At 27.4% G+C, this 16,747-nt stretch carries 7 protein-coding genes; 3 read left to right on the top strand and 4 right to left on the bottom strand.

The window, feature by feature from the left end; translation table 11 throughout:
• Positions 1-100: 100 nt before the first annotated feature.
• Positions 101-1,255 (top strand): CDP-glucose 4,6-dehydratase, encoded by a 1,155-nt coding sequence (gene rfbG / locus MBCUR_RS07185; protein ID WP_067092044.1) that lies wholly within the window; start codon positions 101-103, stop codon positions 1,253-1,255.
• Positions 1,256-1,362: 107 nt separating this feature from the next.
• Here the strand turns inward: rfbG and MBCUR_RS07180 are convergent, their stop codons facing one another.
• Positions 1,363-2,295 (bottom strand): UDP-glucuronic acid decarboxylase family protein, encoded by a 933-nt coding sequence (locus MBCUR_RS07180; protein WP_067092042.1) that lies wholly within the window; start codon positions 2,293-2,295, stop codon positions 1,363-1,365.
• A gap of 1,074 nt (positions 2,296-3,369) precedes the next feature.
• On the opposite strand from MBCUR_RS07180, the gene MBCUR_RS07175 reads away from it, so the two are divergent.
• Both MBCUR_RS07175 and MBCUR_RS07170 read left to right on the top strand, forming a co-directional pair.
• Positions 3,370-4,401: a glycosyltransferase family 2 protein gene (locus tag MBCUR_RS07175; RefSeq protein ID WP_067092040.1), complete on the top strand. Its 1,032-nt coding sequence runs from the start codon at positions 3,370-3,372 to the stop codon at positions 4,399-4,401.
• Positions 4,402-4,886: 485 nt separating this feature from the next.
• Entirely contained in the window at positions 4,887-5,924 is a 1,038-nt protein-coding gene (locus MBCUR_RS07170) for a glycosyltransferase family 2 protein (RefSeq protein WP_169805814.1), read from the top strand.
• A 156-nt stretch (positions 5,925-6,080) separates the two neighbouring features.
• Here MBCUR_RS07170 and MBCUR_RS07165 read toward each other — a convergent pair whose 3' ends face one another.
• The 3 genes from MBCUR_RS07165 to MBCUR_RS07155 form a co-directional block, all read right to left on the bottom strand.
• Positions 6,081-6,878 (bottom strand): methyltransferase domain-containing protein, encoded by a 798-nt coding sequence (locus tag MBCUR_RS07165; protein ID WP_067092036.1) that lies wholly within the window; start codon positions 6,876-6,878, stop codon positions 6,081-6,083.
• A 376-nt stretch (positions 6,879-7,254) separates the two neighbouring features.
• Positions 7,255-8,298: a glycosyltransferase family 2 protein gene (locus MBCUR_RS07160; protein WP_067092034.1), complete on the bottom strand. Its 1,044-nt coding sequence runs from the start codon at positions 8,296-8,298 to the stop codon at positions 7,255-7,257.
• A gap of 983 nt (positions 8,299-9,281) precedes the next feature.
• Positions 9,282-16,733 (bottom strand): DUF11 domain-containing protein, encoded by a 7,452-nt coding sequence (locus MBCUR_RS07155; protein ID WP_245637297.1) that lies wholly within the window; start codon positions 16,731-16,733, stop codon positions 9,282-9,284.
• Positions 16,734-16,747 lie beyond the last annotated feature (14 nt).

Below are 16,747 nucleotides of genomic sequence, written 5' to 3'. Positions count from 1 at the left end.
GTCATTAATATCAATCGTTAAAAAAAAAAAAAAAAAAAAAAAAATGATTTTCTAATATCAAAATAAACTTTATAAAAATGAGTTATTTCTGGAGAAATCTATGTTAAAAAAATTTAAAGATTATTTTCAAGATAAAAAAGTATTAATCACAGGAAATACTGGATTCAAAGGAAGCTGGTTAAGCCAAATTCTATTGAATCTTGAATCAAATGTTATAGGTTTTTCAAGTGAAATTCCTACTAAACCAAGTATTTTTGAGATTTTAGAATTAGAAAACAATATTAATCATTTTTATGGAGATATAAGAAACTTTAATTCTTTAAATGAATTAATACAAAATTCTAACCCCGATATAATAATCCATTTAGCTGCTCAACCTTTAGTTAGGCAATCATATATTGAACCTGTTGAAACTTATCAAACCAATGTAATAGGTACTGTAAACCTATTAGAATCTGTGAGGAAACTAACTAATTATGAACATAAAAGAAATTCAGACTCAACTGTCCTTTTAAATGTTACTACAGATAAATGTTATGAAAATAAGGAAATTAATTATGCTTACAAAGAATCAGACAAGTTAGGAGGTTATGATCCTTATAGTTCTTCAAAAGCTTGTTCAGAAATTGTAACATCTGCTTATAGAAGGTCTTTTTTCAATACTGGCGATAATAATAATAATAATAATAATAATAGCAATCAATCAGTTGCTATTGCTACAGCAAGAGCTGGAAATGTTATTGGTGGAGGAGACTGGTCTAAAGATAGATTAGTTGTTGACTGTATAAATGCTTTATATTCAAATGAAGTAATCACTCTAAGAAATCCAAATGCTTTAAGACCATGGCAACATGTTTTAGATGGATTAAATGGCTATTTAACTTTAATTACCAATATGAGTAAGCAAATAGATAATGATTCCAACAAAAATGATTTATCATCTGTTGACTTTAATAGTTCATGGAATTTTGGACCATATGATGAAAATATAGTAAATGTTGAACTTTTAGTTAAAACCCTAATTTTCCATTGGGGATTTGGAGATTACAAAGTAGAATCCGATGATAAATTCCATGAAGCAATTTTATTAAAATTAGATATCAGTAAGGCACTTAAATATCTTAATTGGAAGCCATTACTAAATTTTAATGACTCTATTAAGTTAACTGTTGATTGGTACAAAGAATACTACATAAATAATGGAGATATGATTAAATTTACAAATAATCAGATTTTTAATTATTTTAAGCATTAAATTAGTATTAACCACTTTATGTAGGATATTTTTGGATAATGTACTATAAAAGATAAAAATACAAAAACACTTTACAAACTACTGATAATAAATTTAAATAAAAATTATTAAATTCTTTTTTCAAAATAGCTAATTGTTTTTTTAAGCCCTTCATCTAATTGGACTTTCGGTTTCCAACCATTTAATTTTTCATTTGCTAAGCTTATATCAGGACATCTTTGTTTTGGATCATCTATTTGAGGTGGAAGAAATTTTATTACTGATTTTGTTTCTGTTAATTCAATAATTTTTTCTGCTAATTCTAAAATTGTAAATTCATTGGGATTTCCAATGTTTACAGGTCCACTAAAGTTTTCACTTTTCATCATTCTTATCATTCCTTCTATTAAATCATCTATGTACTGAAAACTCCTTGTTTGTTTTCCATCTCCATGAATTGTAATGTCTTTACCTTTTAAGGCTTGAATAATAAAGTTTGAAACTACTCTCCCATCGTCTGGTTGCATATTTGGACCATAAGTATTGAAAATTCTTATTATTTTAATGTCTACCTTATTTTGCACATGATAATCCATAAACAAAGTTTCTGCACATCTTTTTCCTTCGTCATAACATGATCTTGGACCTACTGGGTTGACATTTCCCCAGTAATCTTCTTTTTGTGGATGAACATTTGGATCTCCATAGACTTCACTTGTTGATGCTTGGAGAATTCTAGCATTAATTCTTTTTGCAAGACCTAACATGTTAATGGCTCCACTTACGGAGGTTTTTACAGTGCTTATTGGGTCATGTTGGTAGTGGATAGGAGAAGCAGGGCAAGCAAGATTGTATATTTCATCTACTTCTACATAATATGGAAAACTAACATCGTGGCGAATTAATTCAAAGTAAGGGTTGCCTATTAAGTCAATTATGTTTTTTTTATCTCCAGTGAAGTAATTGTCTAAACATATAACTTCATTTCCTTCATCTAAAAGTCTTTTACAAAGATTCGATCCTATAAATCCTGCTCCACCAGTAACCAATATTTTTTTCATTCTAACATCCTTTTTAAACTTCTATTAATCTTTTATTTATTTAATCTATATTTAATACTGATTTTTTAAATTAGATTATTATATTAATTATTTATATAAATTTTTTCTAGCCTTTAAATTAAAAATCAATAAATCTTATTTTTATTATTTTTATTATTTTTATTTCTACAAGTTTTGAATTTAAGATTTTCAATTTTTTCCTCTTGGTTTATCATATGACATCATATATAATAAATACTAAAGTTGTCTTCTACAAGGCAATCAAATATATGAGAAACAATAAATTTTAATATCTCTTGCATATAAAATTTTTTTATTTTTCATTAATCTTTTATTTTTCTCTCTGATTTTTAATAAGAAAATATTTAAAGAAAATATTTATTTAATCAATTAAATATATTAAATAGTATATATTTTTTAAATTATAATTAATAATAGTTATGATTTACGAGTATTAATATTTTTAATCTGAATTAGTTTAATTTTTACATTTTAAATATTTATTGCTAATGTGCTAATGTAGTTTATGGCTTAATAATGTTTGAAGTATTTTTCTATGGTGCATCTGATTTATAATTAGTTACATACTAGTAAACCATTATATACCCATAAATAATAAATCATTATATATCCAGTTAGAAATCTTTTAGATACTCATCTAAATATTTTTAACAATTGTCTGAGTAATAAATGCCTGTTTTCACAATTGTTTGCATGAATTGCTCCAGATGCATGTTGTTTTTGTGAATGGTTTATGGAAAAGTGTTCTGAAATTTTTTCATGTTCTTGAATATTATGATAAATTGAGTATTCATCTGTGTAAACTGTGGCTTTATTTTTTTACAGTTTTTGTGATTAAATCATGCATTATAGTTTTGGAGAATTTCTATAAACTCCAATTTACCTGCAAATTTAGTTCATCCAGAAACATATTTACTGACAACAAGCAATATGTATTGGAAATTAAAAAAGAAGCTGAGTAAAATTCAAATAATACACAAAATTATAATAAAATTAGTAAAAAATAAATAAATTAAAATAAAAAGTTTAAAAGTAGATCAAGCGTGAGAGTATATGGAATTGAAAATTAGTGTTATTATACCAGTTTATAATCGTGCCAGTTTATTAAAACAAGCTATTGATTCAATTATGAATCAAAGTTTTGGGTTTGAAAATATTGAGTTAATAATAGTTGACAATAACTCTACAGATGATACCAAAGAAACTATAGAGAATTATGCCAAAAAATATGAAAATATTCATCCCATATTTCGAGAAAAGAATAGTGGGAGTCCAAATATACCAAGAAACAATGGAATTGATGCTGCACAGGGCAAATACATCATGTTTTTAGATAGTGATGATGTGTACCAACCAGAACTTTGTGAAAAGTTATATAAAGCTGCTGAGGAATATGGTGCTAATTTTGCTGAATGTTGGGTCAGGGATTCAAATTTTTACAACGAAGAAAATAACCCTTCTGAAAATACGGTTGTTGTCCATGACCATGAAAAAAAAGATTTTTCTATAATTAACACTTTACTTTGGAATAAATTATACTATAAAAATTTTTTAAATGAACACAATATTAGATTTCCTAAAGATATATCTAATGAAGACCTATATTTTGCATCTTTATGTTATTTAAACACCGATACATGGTTAGAAGTTAAATATGTTGGATATATACACCAAGATGATTCAATACATCTTGCAGCATCAAAAAAATTTCATGTTGGGATATATAAAGGCACTAAATTAACTTATGAAATTTTAAAATCAAAAAACAGCTATTTAACCCAATTTTCTCTTAAATTAATGCCAGATTTAGCATTAGAATTTTTAAGACATGATTTTACAGTCAATGAAAGAAAACAGATTCTTAAATGTAATTGGGAACTATTTAAAAGCTATGATTCTTATGATTCTTTATCCATTCCAATGCGAATTTTCATGAAAACTTTTTCTTCTAATATTAAAATAGCTATTTTGTTAAGTAAACTCTATAATTTTTTAAAAATTGAATCATTAATTAAAAATAAATACATTAGACACCATATTGTTGCCAGAGCTTTAGGATTAGGAAATTATAACTGGGGGGAGTAATTTTACTCCTTAATCTAAGACATGATTGAAAATCTAGAATTTAAACACCAATAATGTGTATTTCACCTAAGTTTAGGAATGTTAAAAGATTAGTTAAAATAATTTCATGAATTTTTTAAGAGATTATTTAAAAAAATTTTTCATGGTCAAAGGAAAAAGATTTCTATTAAATCCCAAAGAAGATTTAAAAATAAATTAACTTACAACAAATACTCAAGCTGAAAATTGTATTAATAGTACCATACCAAATCTAATAAAAAGAAATATATAACAGATATAATAATAAATGAGTCCAATTCATAATGGATTTTTAATTGGGTTAAAAATATTAAAAACCATCTAAGATTTTTAACCTCAAAGAATAAAAAAATATTTATACTATATTTTATAGAAATTTTCATAAGTAATGATTTATTATTTTTGTATTTTATAATGTGAAAAGTAATTATAATGTGAAAAGTAGGATGAAAGGGGAGATTGATTATATGGAAGCCAAAATAAGTGTCATAATTCCAACATACAATGCAGAAAAGTACTTAATAAGTACTGTTGGTTCTGTTATTAATCAAACATTTGGATTTGAAAATATAGAACTCATATTAGTAGATGATAATTCTACAGACACTACAAAAGATATTCTTAAAAATTTATCTGAAAAATATGAAAATATAGTTTCAATTTTCTTAGAAACAAATAGTGGGACACCAAGTAAACCACGGAATGTGGGAATTAATGCTTCTTCAGCAGATTATATTATGTTTTTGGATAATGATGATGATTATTATCCAGACATTTGCGAAAAATTATATTTTACTATCACTAAATATGAATGTGATGTTGTAAGTTGTAGATTCGATGAATTAAACAAATCTAAACATGATTTATTTATTAACAATACTATTAAAAAACCTAAAACTTTTGCAAATGACTACGATGAAGTATTAGTAATGAAATCAATTCATGATCATCCTGAATTAGTTACTACTAATTTTCCAACAATGATTTGGAATAAAATTTTTAAAAAGGATGTGATTTTAGCTAATAATATACAATTTCCTGAAAATGATCTTTATGAAGATGTATATTTTTCTACTGCTTTCTTTTTACATGCTCAAGGAATTGTATTTCTCAATAATTATTGGGGTTATGGACATAATACTCGGACAAATGAGAGCAATAAGTCTACTTCTCAGTCTTTCACTAAAAGAAATCTTATTAACCAGTTTAATGGATTACTTAAAATTTTTTCTCTCTTGGAAGATACAAATGAGTTTGATACATTAAAAGGAGAAATGCTCATTGGATGGACTAAACTATTTCTATTTACAAATTTAGATAAAAATTGTCAATTATATTTACTAAATAAACTCAAACCACATTATAAATCATATAAACTCACTACAAGAATGATTATAATTTCTTTAAAGTTTAATATACTGCTGAATATTATGATGAAAATATTTTCATTAAATCCAAATATTATTATATTCGCTTCTAAGCTTTATAGATTTTTTAATAAGTAAATTTTTATTTTTAAATATTGATGAGTAGCCTAAATTCATTATTAATAACACTATATTTTAAAATTTTTAAATTAACTATAAAACTATAACTAAAATATAACTAATGCTGAAAATATATTAAATTGTTTCATGTTTTAATCAATCATGACTTATTTCTTATTTTTTCTCTGCGATAATAATGTAATCTGTTTCTCTAAAATCCTTTTTTATGACTTCCATATTAAAAAAAAGTAAAATTTGTTCTAAAACTTCTAAATCAAACACATGATGGTGTAAACGTCTATTATTAACATTATCATGAACTATTTCTTTAAAACTTTCATGATCATAAAGAACATCTCTAGTTACGTCATGTAGTAATAATACCTCTTCAAAGTGAGAAGAATCATCTTCCCCTACATTTTTATTATAATCATCCAATAGGTGTTCAAACATTACTACATCCCTTTTATGATCAATATTTGATTCTTTTTTTGGTACCACAATAACTATTACCCCCCCCACCATCAATTTGGATAACATTTTTTCCACAGCTTTTAAAGGATTAGCTATGTGTTCAATATTATTAGAAGATAAAATAAAGTCATATTCATTTTCATGAACAATTGACAAATCAACAGCATCTGTTATTAATAAATTTCCCACTATTTTATCATTAATAACAAAATTTTCATTATTTTCATCTTTTTTTGTCCAAACATTAGACCTTGAAAAATTAACCCCATCTAAATAACCCATTATATTGTACACTGGAATAAAGTTATTCTTATAAAAAATATTGCTGGAACCTCCAATTTCTAAACCTTTTTTATTTTCAAAGTATTTTCTTAGCAACTCATAATCATGTATCTTAGAGTATTTAATTTTATTATTAATTATATTCTTTGAAAATAAATAATAGTTCTTAAAAACAGTTTTAAATCCATGTTGTCTAATTTTAGATAATATTTCCATGTAAGTTCCTCCGATAATAAAAAGTTTTTTCAAAAAATTTCAGTTTATAATTTTTTTCAAATATCTTGAATTTAGAGAATAGATAAAACCCATTTAGCACTGTATTATTCCATGTGACCTAAATGATTAATAATTTAATGAAGCAAATTGTTAAAGTTAGATATCAATAAAACACTTACATCCTTAATTAGAAACCTTTACTAAATTTTAATGAACTTATTAATTTAACTGTTGATTTATTGATTGGTAGAAATACTAATAAAAATGTAGATATGGCTAATTTTACCCACAATTAAATTATTAAATTTTTTAAAAATTAAAATTACGATTCATCATAAATAAATTTCTTATGCTCAAAAATCAAAATGATAATAAATTATATCATTCTATCCACAATTTTTTTAAGGGATAAAAATTTATATGATTTTTGCATTAAAAGGCCAATATAAAAATTTGATTTAAAAAATGCCATAAATATATTTATTAAAATATTAATAGGCAAGCTAACATTAACAAATCTAAAATTCCATTTATATTGATGATACATAGGTCTAAGTATTTTCAAAATATTTTTCTGCTCTTCTGTAGAAAAATCATTATCTAAGAATACCACAGTCCAATTCACTAGTGCTTCATTTAAATGAGGAGTATAATCAACTAATGATTTCTTTGCTTTATAATATTCTTCCATTATACCTTCTGCACCACTAATCATGTATTTTTTACTTGGAGAGTGAGAAATAGATGCACCAGAATCACGTTGAGACCTATATATATATCCTGCATAGTCATTTAGAATTATAAAATTTTTACTTACCATATAACAATCTGCCATAAAGCTTGTGTCTTCCATCATACGAATGTTATCATATTTAATACTATTATTTTCAAGAAACTTTTTTCTGAAAATTTTATTCCATATACTCATATTTGCAGAAGCATAAGCAATTTCTGGAAGTTCTAAGATTGAATTAAACTTTAAACATTTACCATATTTTTCTAAAAAATTTATATTGATTCTTTTAATTTTATCTCCAGAAAGTATTTTATATCGACAACTTATAAAATCCACACCAGTTTTATCTATTAATTTAAATAATGTCTCACACATGTCTTTTTCAAATAAATCATCAGCATCCATAAACATAATATATTCACAAGTTGAATGTTCCATTCCAAAGTTTCTTGGGTATCCTGGAGTTCCAGTTAGGTTTTTAGGTAAAAGAAAAGACTTTATATTAGAATAATCCTTTTCATATTTTTTTAAAATTTTAGGAGTAGAATCTGAAGATTTATGATCAACTAATATAAGTTCTATGTTTTCAAAGCCAAAAGATTGATTTATTACAGAATCAACTGTTTCTCCAATAACATCTTCTGCATTATGAGTAGGAATTATTACACTTATTTTTGGACTCATTTAATCACATGTATATTTATATTTATAAAAATTTTTTAAAAAGAGATATATCTCAAATAAGACAATTTTTATTGCTTAAGTAATTTTAAGCTGTTTTAAAAAATTAAATATCTTTTTAAAATAATAAAAAGCTATAGTTTTTTACCAAATTTTTTTAAATATTTTTATTTCATCATATAAACTAATCCAATGAAGTTAAATTTATTGGTAAATTATATATTTTAAATTTTTTAATTTAATAATATTTGATAAAAATTTAAACATGTTTTAAAAAAATAATTTTAATATTTATTAATAATATGTTTATTCAAATATATAAAAATATCTATGAAATCAAATTTTCAACTCCTGAGCAAAGTATCATACAATATCTCAAGGGTAATCCATACTAAACTAATAGCATATAATATATTACTTAAATTTTGCAACTGTTGGGTATATACTATATTATCCAGTTTTTAAAAAAGGATTCATCATCAATAATTTCACGAAAAATATTTTTAAATAAGTTTTTAAGCTCTTTTGTGTCTTTAAAGTTTTCTATTAAGAGAATATTTTTTATTTTTCTCCAGGACATATTCTATTAAATTTAAATTGGGAGAATATTGGAATAAAAACATTAATTGATATTAATAATTTATTTTGAAAAAAAGTTGATTGAAAAAATTACTTGAATTAAATGCAATAAAAAAAACTTACTAAAATAGCTGTAAATGTTTAAAAAAAGATTAATTTTATAAATCAGCAAATTTTCGATTTGTAAAAATATTTAAAAAGGCTAAAAAATAAGTAAAAGATAAATAAAACAAAATAAAGGCATAAAAAACAATAAAGTAAAAAAAGTAAAAAAATAAGTAAAAATAAGTAAAAAACAATGAAAAAACAATAAAATGGAATAAAGAGATAAATAAAATAATTATCTCGGAAAAAAAAATTTATAAAAGAGGTAATGTGAAACATATTACCTCTAAAATGTGTTCAAATTATTCTTTTTTTCTTCTATATAGAATAGTAAACATAGACAATAAAGCTAAAAGTAATGCAAATATAGGAATGCCAGTGTGTTGCATTCCAGAGCTACCTTTAGGTACTATATTGTCTTTAGGAACTATATTATCTTTAGCTAAAACATTTACATTAGCTGTATCCTGACTTGCACGATACAAATAATCTCCTGCAAATCTAGCAGTATAATCAAATGCACCTACTTTAGTAGTTTTATATGCAAATATAGCTATTCCTTTACTATTAGTATAGTTAGATCCAACTAACTCACCATCAATATAGAACTTAATAAGTTTACCTTCCAATGGGTCATCTGTTAAGAAAGCCTTTAAAATTGCATAATCTCCAACATAAACAACTGCATCATATGCAAACAAGTAAGTTTTATTTTTAACAACATCATAAGGAGATACTGCTGGCTTAAATTGATGGTTAGTATAATTTGAACCAACATTAGCAGTACTTGTACTTACATTAACTTCACTAACAATAAGACTAAGACCATTAACTCTAGCAACAACATCAAAACTAACAGTTCCACCATTATCAATAGAAACCAAACTCCATTTAACAGTTTTTCCTTGAGAATTATAAACTCCATTATCAGAAGAACTTAAATAAGTTAGATAATTGCTTAATAAGAAATTTACATCAGTAACAGTTGTATCAGGACCATTATTTTTAACTGTAATGGTGTATTTAACTATGTCTCCATTTTTAATATTTGTAGAATTAACTTTTATAACAATTGTCAAATTAGCACAAGGATCAACAGTCAAATTAGTATCATTACCAGGAGTACTACTATTATTACCAGTATTATTCTCATTAACATTAGTAACATTACCAATATTAACAATATTGCCAGTCCCATTCAAACGGATAAGAATATCTAAAACAATACTCTCACCATTAGCTAAAGTGTTAATATTCCAAACACCAGTGCTTACAACATAACTAGTTCCACGAGGAGCAGTACTATTCACATAAATCAACCTACTATCTAAAACATCAGTAACAACCAAACCAGTAGCACCATCAGGACCAAAATTAGTCACATTAATAGTATACAAAACAAACACACCATTCAAAACACTACCACTAACATTAGATTTTTTAACAATACTAAGATTCACAGTAGGAACAACAGTAAGATTAGTAGTATTATCAGGAGTACTACTATTATTACCAGTATTATTCTCATTAACACCAGTAACATTACCAACATTCACAATACTACCAGTACCATTCAAACGAACAAGAATATCCAAAACAATACTCTCACCATTAGCCAAAGTACCAATATTCCAAACACCAGTACTTACAACATAACTAGTTCCACGAGGAGCAGTACTATTTACATAAACCAATCTACTATCTAAAACATCAGTAATAACCAAACCAGTAGCACCATCAGGACCAAAATTAGTCACATTAATAGTATACAAAACAAACACACCATTCAAAACACTACCACTAACATTAGATTTTTTAACAATACTAAGATTCACAGTAGGAACAACAGTAAGATTAGTAGTATTATCAGGAGTACTACTATTATTACCAGTATTATTCTCACCAACATTATTAACATTCGCAACATTCACAATACTACCAGTACCATTCAAACGAACAAGAATATCCAAAACAATAGACTCACCATTAGCCAAATTACCAATATTCCAAATACCAGTACTTACAACATAACTAGTTCCACGAGGAGCAGTACTATTAATATAAACCAATCTACTATCTAACCTATCAGTAACAACCAAACCAGTAGCACCATCAGGACCAAAATTAGTCACATTAATAGTATACAAAACAAACACACCATTTAGGACAGATCCACTTACATTAGATGTTTTAACAACACTAAGATTCACAGTAGGAACAACAGTAAGATTAGTAGCATTATCAGGAGTACTACTACTATTACCAGTATTATTCTCATTAACATTAGTAACATTCGCAACATTCACAATACTACCAGTACCATTCAAACGAACAAGAATATCCAAAACAATAGATTCACCATTAGCCAAAGCACCAATGTACCAAACACCAGTACTTACAATATAACTTGTAAGTCTTGGAGTTGTACTGCTAATGTATATTAATCTACTATCTAACCTATCACTAATAACCAAACCAGTCGCATTATCAGGACCAAAATTAGTCACATTAATAGTATACAATATATAAGCACCATTTAAGACATTACCAGACACATTAGATGATTTAACAACACTAAGATTCACAGTAGGAACAACACTAATATTAGTCTCATTATCAGGAGTACTACTACTATTACCAGTATTATTCTCATTAACATTAGTAACATTCGCAACATTCACAATACTACCAGTACCATTCAAACGAACAAGAATATCCAAAACAATAGATTCACCATTAGCCAAATTACCAATGTACCAAACACCAGTGCTTACAACATAACTTGTAAATCTTGGAGTTGTACTGCTTATATAGATTAACCTACTATCTAAAACATCAGTAATAACCAAACCAGTCGCACCATCAGGACCAAAATTAGTCACATTAATAGTATACAAGATATAAGCACCATTTAAGACAGACCCACTTACATTAGATGTCTTAACAACACTAAGATTCACAGTAGGAACAACACTAATATTAGTAGAATTATCAGGAGTACTACTATTATTACCAGTATTATTCTCATTAACATTAGTAACATTCGCAACATTCACAATACTACCAGTACCATTCAAACGAACAAGAATATCCAAAACAATACTCTCACCATTAGCCAAAGCACCAATACTCCAAACACCAGTACTAACATCGTAACTAGTTCCACGAGGAGTGGTACTATTAATGTATATTAATCTACTATCTAACCTATCAGTAATAACCAAACCAGTAGCACCATCAGGACCAAAATTAGTCACATTAATAGTATACAAAACAAATACACCATTCAAAACACTACCACTAACATTAGATGTCTTAACAACACTAAGATTCACAGTAGGAACAACACTAATATTAGTAGAATTATCAGGAGTACTACTATTATTACCAGTATTATTCTCACCAACATTAGTAACATTCGCAACATTAACAACACTACCAGTACCATTCAAACGAACAAGAATATCCAAAACAATACTCTCACCATTAGCCAAAGCACCAATACTCCAAACACCAGTACTTGCAACATAACTTGTAAATCTTGGAGTTGTACTGTTAATGTATATTAATCTACTATCTAACCTATCAGTAATAACCAAACCAGTCGCACCATCAGGACCAAAATTAGTCACATTAATAGAATACAAAACAAACACACCATTCAAAACAGAACCAGAAACATTAGATGATTTAACAACACTAAGATTCACAGTAGGAACAACACTAATATTAGTTTCATTATCAGGAGTACTACTATTATTACCAGTATTATTCTCATTAACATTAGTAACATTCGCAACATTCACAATACTACCAGTACCATTCAAACGAACAATAATATCCAAAACAATACTCTCACCATTAGCCAAAGCACCAATACTCCAAACACCAGTACTTGCAATATAATAAGTAAATCTTGGAGTTGTACTGCTTATATAAATTAATCTACTATCTAAAACATCAGTAATAACCAAACCAGTCGCACCATCAGGACCAAAATTAGTCACATTAATAGTGTACAAGATATAAGCACCATTTAAGACAGATCCACTAACATTAGATGTTTTAACAACACTAAGATTCACAGTAGGAACAACACTAATATTAGTAGAATTATCAGGAGTACTACTATTATTACCAGTATTATTCTCATTAACATTAGTAACATTCGCAACATTAACAACACTACCAGTACCATTTAAGCGAACAAGAATATCCAAAACAATACTCTCACCATTAGCTAAAGTGTTAATATTCCAAACACCAGTACTTACAACATAACTAGTTCCGCGAGGACTAGTACTGTTAATATAAATCAATCTACTATCTAACCTATCAGTAATAACCAAACCAGTCGCATTATCAGGACCGAAATTAGTCACATTAATAGTATACAAAACAAATACACCATTCAAAATACTACCACTTACATTAGATGTCTTAACAACACTAAGATTCACAGTAGGAACAACAGTAAGATTAGTCTCATTATCAGGAGTACTACTATTATTACCAGTATTATTCTCACCAACATTAGTAACATTCGCAACATTCACAATACTACCAGTGCCATTCAAACGAACAAGAATATCCAAAACAATAGATTCACCATTAGCCAAATTACCAATGAACCAAACACCAGTACTTACAACATAACTTGTAAACCTTGGACTTGTACTATTAATGTATATTAATCTACTATCTAACCTATCAGTAATAACCAAACCAGTCGCATTATCAGGACCAAAATTAGTCACATTAATAGTATACAAAATAAATGCACCATTCAATACACTACCAGACACATTAGATGATTTAACAACACTAAGATTCACAGTAGGAACAACACTAATATTAGTTTCATTATTAGGAGTACTACTATTATTACCAGTATTATTCTCATTAACATTAGTAACATTAGCAATATTAACAATATTACCAGTGCCATTTAAGCGAACAATAATATCCAAAACAATAGACTCACCATTAGCCAAATTACCAATATACCATACACCAGTACTTACAATATAACTTGTAAATCTTGGAGTTGTACTGCTTATATAGATTAACCTACTATCTAACTTATCACTAATAACCAAACCAGTCGCATTATCAGGACCAAAATTAGTCACATTAATAGTATACAAAATAAACGCGCCATTTAAGACAGACCCACTTACATTAGATGTTTTAACAACACTAAGATTCACAGTAGGAACAACAGTAAGATTAGTAGAATTATCAGGAGTACTACTATTATTACCAGTATTATTCTCACCAACATTAGTAACATTCGCAACATTCACAATACTACCAGTACCATTCAAACGAACAAGAATATCCAAAACAATACTCTCACCATTAGCCAAAGTACTAATATCCCAAACACCAGTACTAACATCGTAACTAGTTCCACGAGGAGTGGTACTATTAATATAAATCAATCTACTATCTAAAACATCAGTAATAACCAAACCAGTCGCATTATCAGGACCAAAATTAGTCACATTAATAGTATACAAAACAAATACACCATTCAAAATACTACCACTAACATTAGATGTCTTAACAACACTAAGATTCACAGTAGGAACAACAGTAATATTAGTTTCATTATCAGGAGTACTACTATTATCACCAGTATTATTCTCACCAACATTAGTAACATTCGCAACATTCACAATACTACCAGTACCATTCAAACGAACAAGAATATCCAAAACAATAGATTCACCATTAGCCAAATTACCAATGAACCAAACACCAGTACCAGGAACATAACTTGTAAATCTTGGAGTTGTACTGTTAATGTATATTAATCTACTATCTAACCTATCACTAATAAGCAAACCAGTCGCATTATCAGGACCAAAATTAGTCACATTAATAGTATACAAAACAAATGCACCATTTAAGACAGATCCAGATACATTAGATGTTTTAACAACACTAATGTTCACAGTAGGAACAACAGCAAGATTAGTAGTATTATCCGGAGTACTACTATTATCACCAGTATTATTCTCATTAACATTAGTAACATTCGCAATATTCACAATACTACCAGTACCATTCAAACGAACAAGAATATCCAAAACAATAGATTCACCATTAGCCAAATTACCAATGAACCAAACACCAGTACTTACAATATAACTTGTAAATCTTGGAGTTGTACTGCTTATATATATTAATCTACTATCTAACCTATCAGTAATAACCAAACCAGTCGCATTATCAGGACCAAAATTAATCACATTAATAGTATACAAAACAAATGCACCATTTAAGACAGATCCACTTACATTAGATGTTTTAACAACACTAATGTTCACAGTAGGAACAACAGTAAGATTAGTAGTATTATCAGGAGTACTACTATTATTTCCAGTATTATTTTCAGTAAGATTAGTAACATTCGCAACATTCACAATACTACCAGTACCATTCAAACGAACAAGAATATCCAAAACAATACTCTCACCATTAGCCAAAGTGTTAATATCCCAAACACCAGTACTTACAACATAACTAGTTCCACTAGGAGTAGTACTGTTAATGTATATTAATCTACTATCTAAAACATCAGTAATAACCAAACCAGTCGCATTATCAGGACCAAAATTAGTCACATTAATAGTATACAAAACAAATATACCATTTAAGACAGATCCAGACACATTAGATGTCTTAACAACACTAAGATTTACAGTAGTTACAACAGTAATATTAGTTTCATTATCAGGATTACTACTATTATTACCAGTATTATTTTCAGTAACATTCGCAACATTCGCAACATTCACAATATTACCAGTACCATTCAAACGAACAAGAATATCCAAAACAATACTCTCACCATTAGCCAAATTACCAATGCTCCAAACACCAGTACTTACAACATAGAAAGTAAATCTTGGAGTTGTACTGTTAATGTATATTAATCTACTATCTAAAACATCAGTAATAACCAAACCAGTCGCATTATCAGGACCAAAATTAGTCACATTAATAGTGTACAAGATATAAGCACCATTTAAAACATTACCAGAAACATTAGATGATTTAACAACACTAATATTCACAGTAGGAACAACAGTAATATTAGTAGTATTATCAGGAGTACTATTATTACCAGTATTATTCTCATTAACACCAGTAACATTCGCAACATTCACAATACTACCAGTACCATTCAAACGAACAAGAATATCCAAAACAATAGACTCACCATTAGCCAAAGCACCAATATTCCAAACACCAGTACCAGGAACATAATAAGTAAACCTTGGACTTGTACTATTAATATATATTAACCTACTATCTAAAACATCAGTAATAACCAAACCAGTCGCATTATCAGGACCAAAATTAGTCACATTAATAGTATACAAAACAAATATACCATTTAAGACAGATCCAGACACATTAGATGTCTTAACAACACTAATGTTCACAGTAGGAACAACAGTAATATTAGTAGTATTATCAGGATTACTACTATTATTACCAGTATTATTTTCAGTAAGATTAGTAACATTCGCAACATTCACAATACTACCAGTACCATTCAAACGAACAAGAATATCCAAAACAATACTCTCACCATTAGCCAAAGTGTTAATATCCCAAACACCAGTACTTACAACATAACTAGTTCCACTAGGAGTAGTACTGTTAATGTATATTAATCTACTATCTAAAACATCAGTAATAACCAAACCAGTCGCATTATCAGGACCAAAATTAGTCACATTAATAGTATACA

The sequence above is a fragment of the Methanobrevibacter curvatus genome, from assembly GCF_001639295.1.
Classification (GTDB): Archaea; Methanobacteriota; Methanobacteria; order Methanobacteriales; family Methanobacteriaceae; genus Methanoflexus; species Methanoflexus curvatus.
The sequence above is the reverse complement of the archived record's forward strand: the minus strand, read 5'-3'. Positions and strand labels throughout refer to the sequence as shown.